Below are 18,050 nucleotides of genomic sequence, written 5' to 3'. Positions count from 1 at the left end.
CCCCCCCCCCCCCCCCCGCCGTGGGGCGCCGGTCAGGCGCCGATCATGTTGTAGCCGCCGTCGGCGATCAGGAACCCGCCGGTGATGTGGTGGGCGTCCTCGGTGGCCAGGAACAGCGCCGCGCCGGCCAGCTCCTCGGGGCCCGGGACGCGGCCCATGGGCGTCAGCTTCCGCAGCTGGTCGCCCCGCCCGCTCTTCCAGTCGTCCCGCCCCAGCGTGGCCGGTGTCTCGATGAAGCCGGGGGCGAAGACGTTGACCCGCACCGCCGGGGCGAAGGCGTGCGCGTAGGACTTGGTCAGGCCGATGATCCCGTACTTGGCGGCGGCGTACTGCGGGGCCCGCGCGCTGCCCCGGGCCACCACGGTGGAGCCGATGTTGACGATCGCCCCGCCGCCCTCCTGCTCCAGCATCCGCGCCCCGAACTCGTGGGTGCACAGCAGTGTGCCCTTCACGTCGACCGCCAGCACGTGGTCGATGGACTCCTCCGTGATGTCCCGCCACGACATCTGCTCGCGGGCCACGTCACCGACGTTGTTGACCGCGACGTCGAGCCGCCCGAAGCGGCTCCACACCTCGTCGGCCATGCGCTCGATCTGCGCGTGCTCGGCGATGTCCGCCTGGACCGGGAACGCCTTGCGGCCGAGGGCGGTGATCCGCTCGACGGTCGCCTCGGCGCCCGCGCGGGAGCCGCGGTAGTGCACCGCGACGTCGGCGCCCTCCTGGGCGGCCCGCACGGCGATCTCGGCACCGAACCCGGTACCGGCGCCGGTGACCAGCACGGTCTTGCCGGTGAACCGCTGGGAGGACGGGGAGGGCTGGGAGGACGGGGAGGGCTGGGTGGTGGTCATGACGACTCCGTTCGACAGTGGGGGAGTTGGGGCAACTGGGGGAGTTGGGGTAGTTGGCGCGAGGAGGCGGGGCGGGTCATACGAGGGTCCGGCCGCCGTCGGCGTACAGCACCTGTCCGGTGACGAACGCGGCCTCGGCGGAGGCGAGGAAGAGGGTGGGGCCGACCAGGTCGTCCGGGGTGCCGAGGCGGCCGGCCGGGACCAGTGCCTCCATGGAGGCACGCATGCCGGGCTTGGCCAGGTAGGCGCGGGTGAGGTCGGTCTCGGTGTAGCCGGGGGCCACGGCGTTGACGGTGACTCCGTGCGGTGCCCACTCGCGGGCCATGACCCGCATGAGCTGGTTGACTCCGCCCTTGGTGGCCGCGTACGGGGCGTGGTCGCGGTGGGCGAGCTGTCCCGACACCGAGGAGAGGTAGACGAGCCTGCCGTACCCCTGGGGCACCATGCGGGCGCCGACCGCGCGGCCCAGCCAGAAGCCGCTGCTCAGGTTGATGGCGACAATCCGCTCCCACACCTCGTCCGGGGTCTCCAGGACGGGCCGGCGGTCGTTGTGGCCGACCGCGTGCACGAACACGTCGAGGCCGCCCAGGCGTTCGGCGGCCTCGGTGACCGCCGTACGGCAGGCGTCGGCCGAGGTGAGGTCGGCGGTCAGACCGTGCACCGCCCCCCTTCCGTCGCCGGGCGCGCGGGACAGCTTGGCCAGCTGCTCCGCGTCCCGGTCCAGCACGACCACATCGGCTCCGGCGTCGGCGAGCGCCTGCGTGACAGCCCCGCCGATCCCTCCGGCACCGGCGACGAGCGCACGGGTGCCGGAGAAGTTCCACATCGTCTTCATGGCTCCGGACCGTAGTCGACACCGAATCAAGGTGTCCACACTTCGCGGGACTGTTGACGGGAATATCGGAACAGTGCAGGCTGAGTGTCGACAGTTATGGGTGCGGCAGTGATGCGGAGGACTTGATGAAACTGGTGACGTTCGACGCGGGACTCGCGGGACTCACGGGACTCGTGGGACGCCTGGACGGCGACACGGTGGTCGAACTCGACGTTCCGTCCACCCGGGAGTACTTCGAGCGCGAGGGCCAGGTCGGCGAGACGGGACGGACGTTCGCCCTCGCGGAGGTGCGGCTGCGCGCCCCGATCGTGCCGAAGAAGTTCTTCCACACGGCCGGCAACTTCCGCGAGCACCACGAGGACCTGGAGCGGGTCGACTGGTCCCACCCGGTCAACAAGGGCATCGTGTTCTTCCAGAACGTCGACGCGATCGTCGGCCCCGACGACCCGGTCGTCTACCCGGCCAACCTGACCCGCGAGATGGACTACGAGCTGGAACTCGCCGTGGTCATCGGCAAGCCGGGCAAGTTCTTCACCGCCGAGCAGGCCGCCGAGCACATCGCCGGCTACCTGGTCTTCAACGACATCACCGCCCGCGACATCCAGCGCAAGGAGATGGAGTCCGGCGTCTTCTCCTTCTCCAAGGGCATCGACACCTTCTGCCCGATCGGCCCGTACATCGTCACCGCCGACGAGGTCGGCGACCCCCACGACCTCGACATGGAACTGCGGGTCAACGGCGACGTCCGGCAGAAGTCGAACACCTCCCGCATGTCGGTGTCGATCCCCCAACTGGTGGCCTACCACTCGCCGCAGACCTACAGCGCCGGCGACATCATCACCACCGGCACCGTCGCCGGCGTCGCCGCGAGCACCGAGGACCCGTTCGCCAATTACCTCAAGCCCGGTGACGTCATCGAGGCCGAGATCGAGAAGCTGGGCGTGCTGCGCAACCGGATCGTCTCCTGGCAGGACGCCCACGGCACCCCCGAGCCGCCCGCCGAACAGTGGGTGTGAGGCCATGCGCATCGCCGACCTCGCGGGCGGCCTCGCCCTGCTGACCGGTGACGGCGCCGTCGACGTCGCCACCGGCGGCTTCGACCCCGACCCGGCCGCCCTCTTCGGCCAGTGGGACGCCCTGCTGGACTGGTCCGCCGGCGTGGACCCGGCCACCGCCGTCCCGTACCGGGAAACCGACCTGCGCGCACCCGTCCCCGAGCCGCGCCAGATCTTCGCCGTCGCCCTCAACTACCGCCCGCACACCGCCGAGGCGGGCTACGAGGAACCCGCCGAACCACTGGTCTTCACCAAGTTCCCCACCTGCCTCACCGGCCCGTACACCACCGTCGGCCTGCCGCCCGGCCACGTCGACTGGGAGCTGGAGATGGTCGCCGTCATCGGCCGGGACGCCCACCGCGTCCCGGAGGAGCACGGCTGGGACCCGGTCGTCGCCCTGACCGTCGGACAGGACCTGTCCGAGCGGATCACCCAACTCGCCGGCCGCCCCGCCCAGTTCTCGCTGGGCAAGTCCTTCCCCGGCTTCGGCCCGGTGGGCCCCGCCCTGGTCGCCGTCGGCGACCTGCCCGACCCCGACGACCTGGAACTGACCTGCGAACTCAACGGTGACGTCGTCCAGCACGACCGCACCTCGAACATGATCTTCCCGGTGCCACGGCTGGTCGCGCACCTGAGTGCGATCTGCCCCCTGCGGCCCGGCGACCTGATCTTCACCGGCACGCCCGCGGGCGTCGGCAACCGGCGCACCCCGCAGCGCTTCATAGGTCCCGGTGACACCCTGGTCAGCAGGATCGAGGGACTGGGCGAGATGCGGCACACCTTCAGGAGCACACCATGAGCGAGAGCACCCTCTTCACCGGCGTCCACGTCTTCGACGGCACCGGCCGCGACCCCTTCCCCGCGGAGGTCCTGGTCGAGGGCAACCGCATCACCGCCGTCGCCCCGCACCTGCCGGCCGCCCGGCGCACGGGCGCCCGGGTGGTGGACGGGGGCGGCGGCACCCTCATCCCCGGCCTGGTCGACTCCCACACCCACCTCGGCTTCGGCTCCACCACCGAGCACATCTCGCGCCGCCGCGACGAACCCGACGAGGAGAAGGCCCTGCTGGTGGCGCACGCCGGCCGGGTCCTGCTGGACCACGGCATCACCAGCGCCTACTCCGGCGGCAACCGGCTGCCCCGGACGGAGCTGGCCGCCCGCAAGGCGTTCACCGAGGGCTGGATGCCCGGACCGCGCTTCAAGGCCGCGTCCTGGGAGGGCACCGCGGGCATGCGCGAACCGGGTGTCTACGACTTCCCGGGCATCGACGGCCGGGCCTCCGACCCGCGGTCGGTGAGCGCCTTCGTCGGCGAGATGGCCGACCTGGGGGTCGACATCGTCAAGCTGTCGCTGTCCGGGGAGAGCGCGGTCGTCCAGGGCACCTCGCGGATCGTGCAGTTCACCGACGAGGAGGTCGCCGCCGCCGCGGCCACCGCCCGGCAGCGCGGGGTGTGGCTGACCGCCCACGCGCACGCCGCCGAGTCCATCAAGATGGCCGTACGGCACGGCATCCGCGCCGTCTACCACTGCACCTTCGCCGACGAGGAGGCCCTCGACCTGCTGGAAGCCGCCAAGGACCGGCTGTTCGTCGCCCCCACCCCCGGCATCATCCACGCCAACCTGCACGAGGCCGACAGCGAACCCGAGCCCGGCATGGAGGTCGAGGCCACCGAGAAGGCGGTCAGGGACGTGGTTCCGGAACTGGTCCGGCGCGGCATCCGGGTCGTCCCCGGCGGCGACTACGGCTTCGCCTGGAACCCGGTCGGCCGCAACACCCGGGACCTGGAACTGTTCGTCGACTGGTTCGGCTTCACCCCGGCCGAGGCGCTGCGCGCCGCCACCCTGTACGGCGGCCAGGTGATGGACATGGGCGACGAACTCGGGCAGATCAAGGAGGGCTTCCTCGCCGACCTCGTGCTGGTCGACGGCGACCCGCTGGCCGACATCCGCGTCCTCCAGGACCGCGACCGGCTCGCGGCGATCATGAAGGACGGCACGCTGTACAAGGCGGCGGTGTGAGGGCGGCTCCCCGGGCCCGCACCGCCCCCGGCCGGCTGGTGGGGGAGTGGGACGGCCCCGTCGCCGTCTTCCGCGGCATCCCCTTCGCCGCGCCCCCGGTCGGCGACCTGCGCTGGCGGCCGCCCCGCCCGGCCGCGTCCTGGGACGGGGAGCTCCGCGCCGACACCTTCGGGCCGGCGCCGCTGCAACCGCAGCCCCCGACCGACTCGGTCATGTACCACACCAACTTCGCCGACCGGCGTGCCCTGGTGATGAGCGAGGACTGCCTGTACCTCAATGTGTGGACACCCGACCCGGCGCCCCCCGCCGCACTGCCGGTCATGGTCTGGGTCCACGGCGGCGGCAACCGCTACGGGCACGGCTCCCAGGAGATCCACGACGGACGTGCCATGGCCGGCCGGGGCCTGGTCGTCGTCACCCTCAACCACCGGCTCGGCGCCCTCGGTTTCCTCGCCCACCCCGAACTGGCCGCCGAGGACGACCTCGGCGCCTCGGGCAACTACGGTCTGCTCGACATCGTCGCCGCCCTGACCTGGGTGCGGGAGAACGCCGCGGCGTTCGGCGGTGACCCCGACCGAGTCACCCTGGCCGGCAACTCCGCGGGCGCCGCGCACATCTGCCACCTCATGGCGGCCCGGGCGGCCCGGCCGTACTTTCGGGCCGCGATCGGCCAGAGCGCGTCCGGCGTGGGCCGGGTGGAGGGGCCGCTGCCGAGCCAGGCCGAGGCCCACAGGACGGGACTCGCCTACGCGGACGGGTTCGGCGGCCCGGACATCGGCGCGCTGCGCCGGGTCAGCGGCGTCGAGCTGATCGTCCGCGGCCACTTCGGCCCGGTCGTCGACGGCCGGGTGCTGACCGAGCCCACCGACGACGTGTTCACCGAGGGCCGGCAGCACGCCGTGCCCCTGCTGGTCGGCACCAACCGGGACGAGGGCACCGTCTACGCCCGGCCGGGCGAGGACCCCGCGGCCGTCGGCGCGGCCCGCTTCGCCGGCCCCGTCTGGCACTGGGCCCGCACGCACCGGGCCACCGCCCCGACCTGGATGTACCGCTTCGACCGCCGGCCCCCGCTGCCGCCCGGCCTGCCCGACCTCGGCGTCCACCACACCGCCGAGCTGCCCTACGTACTGGACAACCTCGACCGGCGCCCCACCTGGCGCTGGCAGGACACCGACCGTCACCTCGCGGCCCTGATGGCCGACACCTGGGCACGTTTCGTGACGTCGGCCGATCCGGGCGGCACCGGACTGCCGCCGTGGCCGCGGTTCACCGGCCCCGACACCACCCCCGCGCTGGTCTTCGGCGACACCGTGCGCCAGGACGTCCTGCGCCGCCCGGCCCGCCCCTGAGCAGGGCCCGTGAGTACCGAGAGAGGACAAGCCCCGTGGCACGACTGCCGGGTACCGACGGAGACGGGGACATCGCCGCCCGCATCCGTGAACGGCGCGGGGGCACCCTGCGCCCCCTGGACCGCATGCTGCTGCACAGCCCGCAGCTCGCGGACGGCTGGAACCACCTGCTCGGCGCGATCCGGCAGCGCATCACCCTTCCCGCCGACGTCCGCGAACTGGTCGTCCTGCGGATCGCCGTGCTCAACCGGGCCGACTACGAGTGGGCCGCCCACGAGGGCGAGGCACGTGCCGCCGGACTCGGCGACGCCCAGCTCGACGCGGTCCGCGACGAGCACGCGGGAGAGCACCCGGCCCTGGACGAGCGGCTGCGCCGGGTCATCGACTACACGGACGCGATGGCCCGGCACGTGCACGTCCCCGCCCCCGTCTTCGACGCGCTGCGCGAGCACTTCACCCCGCCCGAACTCGTCGAACTGACCGCGACCGTCGCCGCGTACAGCATGGTGTCCCGGTTCCTGGTGGCCCTGGAGGTGGAACTGCCGGCGGCCGCTGCCGCCGCTGTCCGCAGTGGCCCTCGCGAACGTTGATATCTGTCGACAGTTTCGTCATTATGTGGCCGCGGGTCGCTTGACCGGGCCCTACTGTCGACAGTACGAAGGTGCTGTGGGGAAGGACCCGATCGCGCCGGGTACCACCCGACACCCCGGACCGCCACACTCAGGAGGACATGTGACGACCGCACCCCACCCCGAGCCCACCCAGGCTCCCGCCACCGGCCGGCTCGCCGGCAAGGTGGCCCTCGTCACCGGCGCGGGCGCCGGGATCGGCCAGGGCTGCGCCCTGCTCTTCGCCGAGCAGGGCGCGACCGTCGTCGGCTGCGACATCGACCCGGCGGCGGCCGAACGCACCCGCGGGATCGCCGCCGAGCGCGGCCTCACCGTGGAGGTGACCGGCTCGCTGGACATGACCGACCCCGGCGATGCCCGGCGCTTCGCGGACGAGGCGTACGCCCGGCACGGCCGGATCGACGCGCTGGTCACCGCCGGTGCCATCGCCCCGCACATGGCGAGCGCCGCCGACATGGACTACCACCAGGAGTGGACCCCGACCATGCGGGGCGAGGTCGACGTCGTCTTCCTGCCGGTGCAGGCCGCCTGGCCGCACCTGAAGGCATCCGGCGGCGGCTCGGTCGTCAACTTCGCCTCCGTCAACGCCTTCCGGGGCAGCGGGAACTTCGGCATGGTCGCGCACTGCGCGGGCAAGGCCGCCGTGCTCGGGCTGACCCGGCAGCTCGCGGTGGAGGGCGGCCCGTTCGGCATCCGCGCCAACACCATCTCGCCCGGGATGGTCCGCACCCCCGCCACCGAGTCGGCCGGCGCCCACGAGGGCGCCACCCAGCGGGCGTTGCTCGACCGCATCCCGCTGGGACGGGTCGGCAGGCCCGAGGACATCGCCTGGTGCGCGGTCTACCTGGTCTCCGAGGAGTCCGCGTGGGTCACGGGCGGGAACTTCCCCGTGGACGGGGGAGTCCTGGCCAAGTAGCCCCGGACAAGGAGGTGTTCAGGTGCTCGTCCGGCGTCTGCGGGCCGGCTTGCGGCTGCTCCCGGAGTCCTGCGCGATCTGCTCCTCCACCGCGCGCAGCGCCCGTACGGTCGCCCCGGCGATCAGGGCCGAGGCCAGCTCGCGGTCCCGCTCCTCGCACGCCTGGATCAGCCGCTCCTGGTCGTCGACGCTGTACGCGAGCCGGCCGGGACGGGTCAGGCTCAGGTGGCGCAGCATCAGCGTGCGCAGCGCGAGGGAGTCCAGGATCTGCTTCAGCGTGCTGTTGCCGACGATTTCGGTCATCCGCTCCTGGAGCTGCACATGGCCCCAGAAGTACGCGTCCACGTCACCGGCGTCGGCCAGTTCCCGCATCTTCTCGACCCGGGAGCGCAGCTCGGCCAGTTCCTCGTCGCCGGCCCGCTCGACCAGCAGTCCGGCGAGCATCGACAGCAGATGCCGGCGCACCTGGTAGATGTCCCGGATGTCGGCGAGGGAAGGAGCGGCGACCCGGGGCCGGCGCCGGGCCTTCATCTCGACCAGGCCCTCCTGCTCCAGCAGCATCAGGGCCTCGCGCACCGGGGTGCGGCTGGTGTCGAACCGGCGCGACAGTTCGACACTGTTGAGGTCCTGCCCCGGCTCCAGCCGTCCCTCGATGATGCCGGCCCCCACCCATCCGGCGATCTGCGCGACCAGCGGCTCACGCCGGTCGCGCAGTCGCAGCAGACGTTCCAGCACGAGGTCCATGTCCTGACCGGCCATGCGCCGTGTCCCCTTGTGTGATCGGTTCTTTCGCGATGTTCACAGTCATTACAACTCTGTCGACACTATCGCACTTCCGAACGCCCATATGAGTCGACCAGCTGTTCACTGTCGACAGCTGTCGAAGCAGCCGACGGTTTCGGCGGGCGCCACGGGCGCTCGGCCGCAACGATCCTGACATCCTGGAGGGAAACAGTGGAGAAGAACAGCGGAAACGGTCCGTCCGTCAGCAGACGCAGCGTAGTCGGTTCGGCCGTCGTGGCCGCGCTGGCCACCGCCGGCGCCGCCGCGGGCACCGCCCGGGCCGCGTCCCGCACCGGCGCCGGGCCGTGGGAGCCGGTGCCGCTGCCCGCGCAGGCGCCGGCCACCGAGCACCAGGTGCCCGTGGCCGGTGGCGGCAGCCTGTGGTGCTGGGACACCGGCGGTCGCGGCGAACCCGTCGTCCTGCTGCACCCCGGATCGGGCAGCGGCGAGAGCTGGCCGTACCAGCAGCCCGTCCTCGCCGCGGCGGGCTACCGGGCGATCGGCTACTCGCGGCGCGGCGCCCACGGCTCGGTGGCCGGGAGCAAGGCGGAGGCCGACACGGCCTCCGGGGACCTCGACACCCTCGCCGACCACCTTGGTCTGGACCGCTTCCACCTGTCCGGCTCCGCCGCCGGCGGCCCGGTCGCCCTCGACTACGCCCTCGGGCACCAGGACCGGCTGCTCAGCCTCACCGTCTCCGGCAGCGTCATGGGCGTGCGGGACGCCGCGTACCTGGAGCTGAGCGAGGGGCTGCGGCCCGAGCCCTTCGAGGAACTGTCTGTGGACTTCCGGGAACTGGGCCCCTCCTATCGGGCCGGCGACCCCGACGGTGTGGCGGCCTGGCTGGCGGTCAACGCCCGGGCGCGGACAGCGGACGCCTTCGCCCAGTCCCTCGCCCACGAGATCACCTGGGACGCCCTGGCGACGCTCACCCTCCCGGTCCAGCTCGTCACCGGCGACGCCGACCTCTACACCCCGCCGTCGGTCCTGCGCCTGGCCGCCGGACACCTGCGTGACGCGCGGACCCATGTCGTCGACGAGGCCGGCCACAACCCGCACTGGGAGCGGCCCGCGGCCTGGAACCGCCTGCTGCTCTCCTTCCTGCGACGGCACGCGGCCCGCCGGCGGTAGCGGCGTGCCGACGTGAACGGCCCCCGGGATGTCTCCTCATCCCGGGGGCCGTTTCAGCCGCTGGTCACGCCACGGTCAGCGTGAGCGCCCCGGTGTAGGAGGTGCCCGCCTTGATCTCGGTGGCCGTGCCGTCGACCGTCAGCGTCACCTTCCTGCCCCGGGGCGCCTTGACGGACGCGTCGGCGGCGAGGGTGAGGGCGCTCAGGTACGAGGTGCCGGTGACCGTCCAGGCGGAACCGCTGCCCAGGGTCACGATCACGCCGTTGTTGACCACCGCGCCCGGGGCGTTGGTGACCTCGCTGATCTCACGGTACTGATCCATGGTGATGGTGGAGACGCGGTGCTTGGTGGTGCTGGCCGAGATGACGCCCTGCACGCTGGACCGGGTGAAGTCCAGGACGAGGTTCTGTCCCTGGAGGTTCGCGTTGCCGCCGCCGCGGACGGCGTTGTAGAAGTCACCGGCCAGGTCGATGTCGGTGAAGGAGGCGGTGGCGTCGGTGCTCTGGGCACGGGTGGTGACCCAGGTCGTCGACTTGGCGGCGGAGCCGGTGGGCTCGGTGTAGGTGCCGGTCATCTCGGTCGACCAGGGCTTGCCGGTGACCGCGACGCTGCTGGGCCGGTCGGTGTCCATCAGCTGGAAGATGACGCCGTTGCCCGGGTTCAGGCGGGCGCCCTGACTGCCGTCGACGGTGACCGAGGCGGCGACCGCCTTGCACATGAACGTGGTCTCGCCGGTGTCGACGCGGGTGCCGCCGTCGACGGTGACGGACCCGGCCGCGTACCACAGCACCATGAAGCGCCCGGCCCTGATGTGCGTCGACCGTACCGGCAGCTTCCTCAACTCGGAGCTGGTCAGCCCGAGTTCGAGCGACTCGTTGAGTTCGGCGACGGCTTCGCGGGTGCTGTCGCCATAGTGTGCCGAGGCGCCCCAGTGGATGAGGGCGTAGTCGCCGACGTCGTAGGTGCAGCCGAGGAAGTGCTCGGTGACACTGCCGATGGCGTAGGAGCCGTAGCCCTGGCCGCCGGTGTTGGCGATGTGGCTGTTGATGGCGGTCAGGACGCAGTTGCTGCCGCCGTCCACCGACAGCGCGCCCCACTTCTCCGAGGAGATCGAGGAGTTGATGTAGGTGGCCCTGGTGCCGGCCCCGAGCAGGTTGGTGGCGCGGACGTTGCCCGACAGGCCCAGCATCCACGGCACGGTGATCATGTACCGGGTGTCACCGGTGCCGGTCTCGGGGTATTCGTCGGGCACATGGTCGCCGTCGGCGCAGTGGATCGTGGAGTTCTTGACGATGACGTTGGCCGTGGCGTCGGCGATGACCGCGGTGCGGACCACGCCCTCGTTCCTGATGGTGGCGCCGTCCAGGACGAGCGTGGTGCCCTCGCCGGTGCCGACGACGGAGGAGCCGTAACCGATGAAGTCGCAGCGGCCGTTGCCGTCGAAGGCGATCTTCGGCCTGGTCAGCTCGTAGGTGGCGCCGCCGGTGACGTAGACGCCGTTGAAGGACTCACCGTTGGACAGCAGGGTGATGTCGTGCGCCCCGGTGTCGGTGACGGTGCCACCGCGGACGTCGGACGGCACCGACCTGCTCTCGTCGACACCGTTCGCGTCGACGTAGAGGGCCTGGCGGATGGGGAAGGTTATGTCGCTGTAGGCGACGTCGTTGGCGGCTGCGACCGTCAGGATCACCTTGCCCCGGTAGGTTCCGGGAGCGATCGCGATGGCGAGCCCGCCGTGGCCGTCGGTGAGTTCGCTGAGCCTGCTGCCGGTCTCCACCCCGTTCACGGTCAGGGTCAGGCGGTGGCCGTCCGGGGCGGCGATGGCGCCGCCTTCCTCGACCCTGAGAACGGCGACCGTGGTCGTCTCGGTGAGTTCCAGAGTCTGTCCGGACTTCACCGTGATGGTCCCGCCGCTCTTCGTGCCCTTCGTACCCTTCGTCGTGCTCTGTGCCGCCGCCGGGGTGACCAGCGCCGGCACCGCCGCGAGACCGGCGACGGCGATCAGAATGGCCCGGGGCCGGGCGCGGTAGCTGACCTCGCGGTCGCGCAGGGCGGTGACGGCGGGGCCGCCGGTGTCGGTAGTGCTCGTGCGTACCACTGTGAACTCCCTTGTCTTCCAGTGCGTTCGGGCATGACCGACCGGTACCGCGGCCGGTCGGGGACGGTGGGGAAACGAGGGGCGGGCCGATGGGGGACCTGGCTCAGGGGACGCCTGGGGGGCGGCTGTCCGGTGCGGCAGGGCCACCGGCCGGTCCCGCGACAACGTGCGACCCGGACCCTGAAGTCGCCGCGCACAGAGCTGTCTTGGGGCCGGCGTGCATGGCTGTTCTCCTCGGTGAGGTTCGACACGGACGATACTGTCGACACTTACCGCACCTCAAGGGGCGTGCGCCATGAATATCGCCAAGTCTGGCGACACTATCCTCGATTGCTCGCGTGGGTCCGCCGACGGAGCCGGTCCCGGCCGGACCGGCGCGGCAGCAGACGGGGACGCGCTTCCCGGGCGGTCTCCGTCCGGCTCTGCTCAGCACGCGCCGGGAGGTATCGTGGCCGGTCGTGGTGGCTGACGCCGGCTACGGCGTCGGCACCCCCTTCCGGCTCGGTCTCCAGGAGCGAGAACCGTCCTGCGTCCTGGCGCTGAACGGCGAGGAAGTCGCTACCGACCGCTGACCTGGTGCGGTGGGCCATGATGCGCCGGCGGATCGAGCGCGACGCCTGTCCCGGGTGCGGCGTGGCCGCTCAATTGACTCAATCGACTCGAAGGAACTCCTCGGTCAGGGCAGACGGGGAACGACATGGATCTCCGGACCGGGGCCCGCACCGGGCGGACGCCGGCCGGCCGGGGCGGCGCCCACCTGGCCGAGCCCGATGGTGGCGGCGACCAGCGATCTCGGGTCGACGGTGCCGTCGGCGTAGGCACGGATGGTGGCGTGCAGGCCGGGCGAGGCTGACAGGATGCCCACGCCGGTGACGTCCTTCAGCGCCAGGGTGCGGGTGTCGATCCGGTGGGGCTCACCCGCCGACCCGATGTACACGACCCGTCCGCCGGGCTCCACCAGGTCGAGGCGGCGGCGGGCCGGCGTCGAAGGGTATATGCGGGCGATCTCCGAGACCAGCGGGAATGAACGTGAGCGGCATCCGGTTTCGCTAACCGAATCAGATTCGGAAAGAGGTTCTTCATGGCGAGCTCACCGCAGCCGGACGAACTCCTGGAAGCCCGCTACGGGCGGCAGGCGGTGCCGACGAACATCATCTGGAACGAGCAGATCGAGGCGTCCAATCTCCATCAGTGGAGTGTCGTCGCCGTCTCGGCTCCGCAGACCAGGGCCCGGCTCGCGGAGCTGACGCGCGGCACGGAATTCCCCGGGTACGGGTTCCTCACCGAGGCCCCCTGTGTGCTGCTGTGGGTGGCGGACATGTCCCGCAACCACGCCATCAGCGTCGCGCAGGGCCACGAGCCGGTCGCCACCGACTACGTCGACGCGTTCCTCATGGCGTCCGTCGACGCCGCCCTTGCCGCTCAGAACGGCCTCGTCGCGGCAGAGGCGATCGGCCTGGGCGGCGTGTACCTGGGTTCGCTGCGCAATCACGCCCAGGAGCTCGCCGAGCTGATCGGGCTGCCCAGGTACGCCTACGTCGTGTTCGGCATGGCGATCGGCACTCCGGACCCGGACCGTCCCAGCACCGTGCGCCCCCGCCCGGCACAGAGTGTCGTGCTGCACCGCGAGCGGTACCAGGCGCGTCCGGCCGAGGAGTGGGTCGAGGACTACGAGGCCGCGTTCAAGGACTTCCGGGCCGAGTACGGGCTGCGCGACAAGACCTGGAGCCATGCCGTGGCCACCGGCACGAGCCTGGACTACATGGACGGGCGGGAGAACCTGCGCCGTACCCTTGAGGAGCGCGGCTACCTGCTGGGCTGAACCGTTCGAGGGCAAGAGGGAGGACGCCGGACGTGGCCAGGCCGAAGACGCCGTTGCTCTCCGTGACGCGGATCGCCGAAGGCGCGATCGAACTCGTCGAGAACACCGGTGATGTCCAGATGGTTCAGCTGGCCCGGCACCTCGGCGTCGCCCCGTCCTCCCTCTACTCCCACGTCACCGGCCGGGCGGAGGTCATCGACCTCGCCCGGCTGCGCATCCTCGAACAGGTGGAGCCGATCGGCTCCGTGCACGACTGGCGGGACGCCGTGGCCGATCTCCTACGCCGGCTCACCACGCTGTACGCCAGGCACCGGCGCATCCTGCCGCTGATCTTCACGACCACGTTCACCAGTGAACGTGCCCTCGCGGTCTACGAACCGGTGTTCGCCGCGCTGATCGAGGGAGGCTTCCGGCCCGGCCAGCTGCGCCTGGTCGTCGCCGCCATCGAGTTCCAGGCGTCCGGCCTCGCCCAAGGACTGCCCGCGCCGGCCATGTCCGAACACATCCGCGAGACCCTGCCCGCCTACACCGCATCGGTGGACCACTCCCGGTACGACCTGGCCACCGCGACGGAATTCTCCGTGAACATGGTCATCGGCGGACTGGAAGCCCTGCGGGCCCGTCCTGACGAACCGTGACACGGCCCAAGCGCGAGACTGGGTTGGCTCGTGCGCTGTTTGGTGCCGTCACGGTGACACAGTAAGGTCACCGCGTCTGTCTTCTGTCAGCGTCTGCCAGTCGGCGCCCGTGGCGACGGCGTTCCGCCATGGCCGTATGGCTTTGGGCGGCATGCCGAAGGACAGGACGCCTGCAATCGACCGGCCGGTGCGGTAGGCCACCAGGAAGCGTCCCTGCGCCGGGTCGCCGTCGACCACACGGGTCTCGTCGTGGTCGCGGAGGCAGCCGTACGCCTGGATCTTGATTCCGTGCTGGTCGGACCAGAAGTAGGGCACTGGGGCGAAGGGCCGGGCCTGGGCAGGGCGCAAGAGGTTGCGCGCTGCGGCCATGGCCTGTTCCGCCGCGTTGGTGCGGTGCTCGATGCGCATGGACGTCCCGAACAGCGGGTTGTGCCAGCGGGCCACGTCGCCCGCCGCGTGGATGCCGGGGGCCGCGGCCGTGTACGCGTCGCACACGACTCCGTCCGCGACCGTCAGCCCACTGCCTGCGAGCCACTCGGTATTGGGGGTCGAGCCGATGGCGACCAGTACGTCGTCGGCCGGTACCGGCGTGCCGTCCGACAGGCGCACCGTGGTGACCCGGCCGGCGGCTGTCTCGATGCCGGTGACGTGGGTTGCCACGCGGAGGTCCACGCCGTGCTCGCGGTGCAGCCGCGCCACGTGGGTGCCGACCCGCTCTCCCACGGCCCGGGAGAGCGGGAGGGGTGCGGCTTCGACGAGTGTCACCCGGGCGCCGAGGGCGGTGGCCGAGGACGCGACCTCCGAGCCGAGGAAGCCCGCGCCCACGATCACCAGCCGGCCGCCCGCCGTGAGGCGGTCGCGCAGGGTGAGGGCGTCCTCCAGATCGCGCAGTACGTGCACCCCGTCGGCGGTGAACTGCGGCAGACGCCGCGGCCGTACACCGGTGGCGATGATCAGCGCGTCGTAGTCGGCCTCGGTCCCGTCGGTCAACGTCACCGTGCGAGCCGTGGTGGACAGCGCACCCGCGGTTCGGCCCAGCCGCAGGTCCAAGTCGAGTGCCCGCAGGTCTTCCGGGCGGCGCAGGACGGCTGGTTCGGCGGGCCAGTCGCCGGACATGATCTGCTTGGACAACGGGGGTCGGTCGTAGGGCGGGTGGGCCTCCTGGCCGATGAGCGTGACGCTGCCGTCGAAGCCCTCCCGGCGCAGGGTCTCGGCGGCCGTGAGGCCGGCCGCCGACGCTCCGACAACGACGACTCGGCGCGGCGGGGCGTCGGTCACTTCTCCGCCAGATGGATCGCGGCCGCCGGGCAGACGGCCGCCGACTCCCGTACGTCGTCGTGGTGTTCGGGGGCCGGGTCGGCGTCGAGCAGTTCGACGATGCCGTCGTCGTCCTGGTCGAACACGTCGGGTGCCAGCATGACGCACTGGCCGGACGCGACGCATTTGGGCTGGTCGATCTCGACGTGCATGGGAGCTCGCTTTCGTGCGTGTGTGGGGGAGGGCGCTACCAGGTGACGGGGAGTTCGTAGACGCCGTAGACGGCGCCGTCTTGCTTGTACTGCATTTGGTCGGGGTCGATGGCCAGGGCGAGGGTGGGGATGCGCCGGTACAGGGTGCTGTAGACGGCCTGGAGTTCGACGCGGGCCAGGGGCTGGCCCAGGCACTGGTGCACGCCGAAGCCGAAGGCGACGTGCCGGCGTGCGTCGCGGGTGAGGTCCAGCCGGTCCGGGTCGGCGAAGGCGGCCGGGTCGCGGTTGGCGATGTCACCGGCGATGACGAGGCCGTCGCCCGCCCGGATGGTCACGCCGCCGATCTCGATGTCCTCCAGGGCGACACGGCGCCGGCCGTTGTGCGTGATGTTCAGGTAGCGCAGCAGTTCCTCGACGGCCGACGCCGTCGTCTTCGGGTCCGGCGCGTCCCGCAGCAGGGCGAACTGGTCCGGGTTGTGCAGCAGGGCGCAGGTGCCCAGCGCGATCATGTTCGCGGTGGTCTCGTGGCCGGCGATCAGCAGCAGGACGCCCATCCGGGCCGCTTCGCGCCGCGTCAGCTCTCCGGTGGCCACCCGCCGGGTCGCGATGTCGGACAGCAGATCGTCCTTGGGATTGTCGAGCTTCGAGGCCAGGAGTTGGTCCAGGTAGTCGGTCAGCGCCGTGAGCGCGGCAGCGGACTGCTCCGGCGTCGTGCTGCGTTTGACGAGTATTTTGGTGTTGTCCTGGAACAGGTCGTGGTCCTCGTAGGGGACTCCGAGGAGCTCGCAGATGACCAGGCTCGGGATCGGCAGTGCGAACGCCTCGACCAGGTCGACCGGCTTGGGGCCCGCCAGCATCCGGTCGATGTGCTCGTCGACGAGGCGCTGGACGACGGGCCGCAGCGCCGCGACCTTCCTGACGGCGAAAGGTGCCGTCACCATCCGGCGCAGCCGGGCGTGCTCCGGATCGTCCATGCTGATGAACGACAAGGGGCCTTGGTTGCCGGCCTGGGAGGAGCCGGCGGTGCTCGGGTAACCCGGGCGGGTGACGTCGGCGCTGATCCGCGGGTCACCGAGCAGGGTGCGCGTGTGCTCGTAGCGGGTGATCAGCCAAGGTGTGCTGCCGTCCCAGATCCGCACGCGGGAGATGGGCTGCTCGGACTGGAGCGTCTTCAGCAGCGGGGGCGGGTCGAAAGGGCATCCAGCGGCCCTGGACAGGGGCCATTCCGCTTGGTCGTCCGTCGGATGCGTCAAGGCCTCGGTCATGTGTACCTCCGCAGCAGTGGGGTGCCGTGGCCACATTCCTAACAGCGTTAGGTGCCTAGGGCAATCAATACTTGGAAGTTGCACCTCCTCATCGCTGACTTCCGGCCAGGGCGAGGTCGATGAGCTGGTCGGCCATGTCGGTCAGTGTCCGCTGGTCGACGACGTACGGCGTGGCCACGGCCATTGACACCATTCCGTGCAGGGACGTCCACAGGAACAGGGCGACGCGCCCGGCGTCCAGCCGGCCGTCGTTCTCGCCGGGGACCGCCGACACGGCTTGTGTCCACACCTGGTGCACCAGCCGCGTCGGGTACTCGGTCGCTTCGTCCCGGGGTGCCTCCACCCACTCGACGCTGAACATCAGGCGGTAGGTCCTGCGGTTGGCCGTCGCGAACCTGACGTACCGCCGGGCCATCGCCCGCAGCACCGCGCCAGGTCTCTCGACGGTCGCGGTTTCCCTGACCTTGCGGAGGTCTCCGGCCAGTTCTTCATAGGCCCGTCGTCTGAGCGCCTCCACCAGGTCCGCCCGGTTCTTGAAGTGCAGGTAGACGCTCGGAGCCGCGATGCCGACCTCGCGCGCGACCGCCCGCAGGGAGAGGTCCGTCTCCCGCCCCGACTCCGCCAGCATCCGCGCGGCCGCCCCGAGTATCTCATCCTTCAGTGCGGCGCCCTCCCCCCACGGACTCGGTGTACGGCGCTTGAACTGCTCGCCCATGAGCGACTCCTCCCGGTCGGCGCACTCGTGCACGACGATTGTGGCCGGAACCGGCCAGTCACGACCGCGAAGCGGCGGCGCCACCGGTTTGGTCGTCGCGCAGAGAGGTGACAGCCAGGGAAACCCCGCGATGGTCGGTGACATCTTCGGCGACTGGCGTGAGGAAGCCCTGTACGTCAACGAGGAGTACGACGAACGGACCGCCCGACCGGCACACGGCTGTACACCCTGGCCCACAACCCGGCCTACCGCAACGACCCGACCGTCCACGGGTACGTGCAGTCGCACCACGTCGACTACTTCATGGGCGACGACATGGAACAGCCGGCGCGGCCCGGCATCAGTTACGTGGGAGCCGCTTCGTAGCCTCGGGGCGGCCGGCGCTGCCTCCGTCACCCCTGAGAAGCCGTTGTCTTTCCGAGAGTGATGGGTGTGTTTCCGCTGGTCAGGTGTAGGGGTGGCGTTTCGGCGGGAGGGA

General features: G+C 71.3%; 17 protein-coding genes and 1 pseudogene. 9 read left to right on the top strand and 9 right to left on the bottom strand.

All coding sequences use genetic code 11. The features are described 5' to 3' along the window. Positions 1-32: 32 nt before the first annotated feature. Both ACTT8P_RS34635 and ACTT8P_RS34630 read right to left on the bottom strand, forming a co-directional pair. Positions 33-848, bottom strand: coding sequence for an SDR family NAD(P)-dependent oxidoreductase (locus ACTT8P_RS34635; protein ID WP_442835767.1), 816 nt, complete (start codon positions 846-848; stop codon positions 33-35). A 76-nt stretch (positions 849-924) separates the two neighbouring features. Beyond that, the gene (locus tag ACTT8P_RS34630; RefSeq protein ID WP_442835766.1) at positions 925-1,683 is read right to left on the bottom strand and encodes an SDR family NAD(P)-dependent oxidoreductase; all 759 of its coding nucleotides are present in this window, start codon (positions 1,681-1,683) and stop codon (positions 925-927) included. A 125-nt stretch (positions 1,684-1,808) separates the two neighbouring features. Between ACTT8P_RS34630 and ACTT8P_RS34625 the strand changes: the two genes are divergently transcribed. The 6 genes from ACTT8P_RS34625 to ACTT8P_RS34600 all read left to right on the top strand — a co-directional run bounded on the left by ACTT8P_RS34625 (position 1,809) and on the right by ACTT8P_RS34600 (position 7,651). After that, positions 1,809-2,699 carry a fumarylacetoacetate hydrolase family protein gene (locus tag ACTT8P_RS34625; RefSeq protein ID WP_442835765.1) on the top strand — a complete coding sequence of 297 codons (891 nt, stop codon included), beginning with the start codon at positions 1,809-1,811 and terminating at the stop codon, positions 2,697-2,699. A gap of 4 nt (positions 2,700-2,703) precedes the next feature. After that, on the top strand, positions 2,704-3,537 hold the full coding sequence (locus tag ACTT8P_RS34620) for a fumarylacetoacetate hydrolase family protein (protein ID WP_442835764.1): 834 nt from the start codon (positions 2,704-2,706) through the stop codon (positions 3,535-3,537). Further along, positions 3,534-4,757 (top strand): amidohydrolase family protein, encoded by a 1,224-nt coding sequence (locus ACTT8P_RS34615; protein ID WP_442835763.1) that lies wholly within the window; start codon positions 3,534-3,536, stop codon positions 4,755-4,757. The genes ACTT8P_RS34620 and ACTT8P_RS34615 overlap by 4 nt, the downstream gene beginning before the upstream one ends. Then, on the top strand, positions 4,754-6,106 hold the full coding sequence (locus tag ACTT8P_RS34610; protein WP_442835762.1) for a carboxylesterase/lipase family protein: 1,353 nt from the start codon (positions 4,754-4,756) through the stop codon (positions 6,104-6,106). The genes ACTT8P_RS34615 and ACTT8P_RS34610 overlap by 4 nt, the downstream gene beginning before the upstream one ends. A gap of 35 nt (positions 6,107-6,141) precedes the next feature. Further along, positions 6,142-6,696, top strand: a complete 555-nt coding sequence (locus ACTT8P_RS34605) for a carboxymuconolactone decarboxylase family protein (RefSeq protein WP_442835761.1) — start codon at positions 6,142-6,144, stop codon at positions 6,694-6,696. A 142-nt stretch (positions 6,697-6,838) separates the two neighbouring features. Then, entirely contained in the window at positions 6,839-7,651 is an 813-nt protein-coding gene (locus ACTT8P_RS34600) for an SDR family NAD(P)-dependent oxidoreductase (protein ID WP_442835760.1), read from the top strand. 18 nt (positions 7,652-7,669) lie between these two features. Here ACTT8P_RS34600 and ACTT8P_RS34595 read toward each other — a convergent pair whose 3' ends face one another. Further along, the gene (locus ACTT8P_RS34595) at positions 7,670-8,410 is read right to left on the bottom strand and encodes a GntR family transcriptional regulator (protein WP_442835759.1); all 741 of its coding nucleotides are present in this window, start codon (positions 8,408-8,410) and stop codon (positions 7,670-7,672) included. A gap of 195 nt (positions 8,411-8,605) precedes the next feature. On the opposite strand from ACTT8P_RS34595, the gene ACTT8P_RS34590 reads away from it, so the two are divergent. Further along, positions 8,606-9,565, top strand: a complete 960-nt coding sequence (locus tag ACTT8P_RS34590; RefSeq protein WP_442835758.1) for an alpha/beta fold hydrolase — start codon at positions 8,606-8,608, stop codon at positions 9,563-9,565. Positions 9,566-9,629: 64 nt separating this feature from the next. Here the strand turns inward: ACTT8P_RS34590 and ACTT8P_RS34585 are convergent, their stop codons facing one another. Together ACTT8P_RS34585 and ACTT8P_RS34580 are read right to left on the bottom strand one after the other, a co-directional pair. Further along, positions 9,630-11,663 carry a hypothetical protein gene (locus ACTT8P_RS34585; protein WP_442835757.1) on the bottom strand — a complete coding sequence of 678 codons (2,034 nt, stop codon included), beginning with the start codon at positions 11,661-11,663 and terminating at the stop codon, positions 9,630-9,632. Between the two features lie 676 nt (positions 11,664-12,339). Next, positions 12,340-12,630: pseudogene (locus ACTT8P_RS34580) on the bottom strand (alcohol dehydrogenase); the annotation flags it as partial. A gap of 114 nt (positions 12,631-12,744) precedes the next feature. On the opposite strand from ACTT8P_RS34580, the gene ACTT8P_RS34575 reads away from it, so the two are divergent. Together ACTT8P_RS34575 and ACTT8P_RS34570 are read left to right on the top strand one after the other, a co-directional pair. Beyond that, positions 12,745-13,485, top strand: coding sequence for a nitroreductase family protein (locus ACTT8P_RS34575; RefSeq protein WP_442835756.1), 741 nt, complete (start codon positions 12,745-12,747; stop codon positions 13,483-13,485). Positions 13,486-13,517: 32 nt separating this feature from the next. Continuing rightward, the gene (locus tag ACTT8P_RS34570; protein ID WP_442835755.1) at positions 13,518-14,123 is read left to right on the top strand and encodes a TetR/AcrR family transcriptional regulator; all 606 of its coding nucleotides are present in this window, start codon (positions 13,518-13,520) and stop codon (positions 14,121-14,123) included. Between the two features lie 48 nt (positions 14,124-14,171). Here ACTT8P_RS34570 and ACTT8P_RS34565 read toward each other — a convergent pair whose 3' ends face one another. The 4 genes from ACTT8P_RS34565 to ACTT8P_RS34550 form a co-directional block, all read right to left on the bottom strand. Then, the gene (locus tag ACTT8P_RS34565) at positions 14,172-15,401 is read right to left on the bottom strand and encodes an NAD(P)/FAD-dependent oxidoreductase (protein ID WP_442835754.1); all 1,230 of its coding nucleotides are present in this window, start codon (positions 15,399-15,401) and stop codon (positions 14,172-14,174) included. Beyond that, positions 15,398-15,592: a ferredoxin gene (locus ACTT8P_RS34560; RefSeq protein ID WP_442835753.1), complete on the bottom strand. Its 195-nt coding sequence runs from the start codon at positions 15,590-15,592 to the stop codon at positions 15,398-15,400. Before ACTT8P_RS34560 ends, ACTT8P_RS34565 begins: the two co-directional genes overlap by 4 nt. Positions 15,593-15,627: 35 nt before the next feature. Continuing rightward, a complete protein-coding gene (locus tag ACTT8P_RS34555; RefSeq protein ID WP_442835752.1) occupies positions 15,628-16,857 on the bottom strand; it encodes a cytochrome P450 in 1,230 nt (409 codons plus the stop codon). An 88-nt stretch (positions 16,858-16,945) separates the two neighbouring features. Further along, positions 16,946-17,572 carry a TetR/AcrR family transcriptional regulator gene (locus ACTT8P_RS34550; protein ID WP_442835751.1) on the bottom strand — a complete coding sequence of 209 codons (627 nt, stop codon included), beginning with the start codon at positions 17,570-17,572 and terminating at the stop codon, positions 16,946-16,948. Between the last annotated feature and the right edge of the window lie 478 nt (positions 17,573-18,050).

It is taken from the genome of Streptomyces sp. JW3, from assembly GCF_052216785.1.
Lineage (GTDB): Bacteria > Actinomycetota > Actinomycetes > Streptomycetales > Streptomycetaceae > Streptomyces.
The sequence above is the reverse complement of the archived record's forward strand: the minus strand, read 5'-3'. Positions and strand labels throughout refer to the sequence as shown.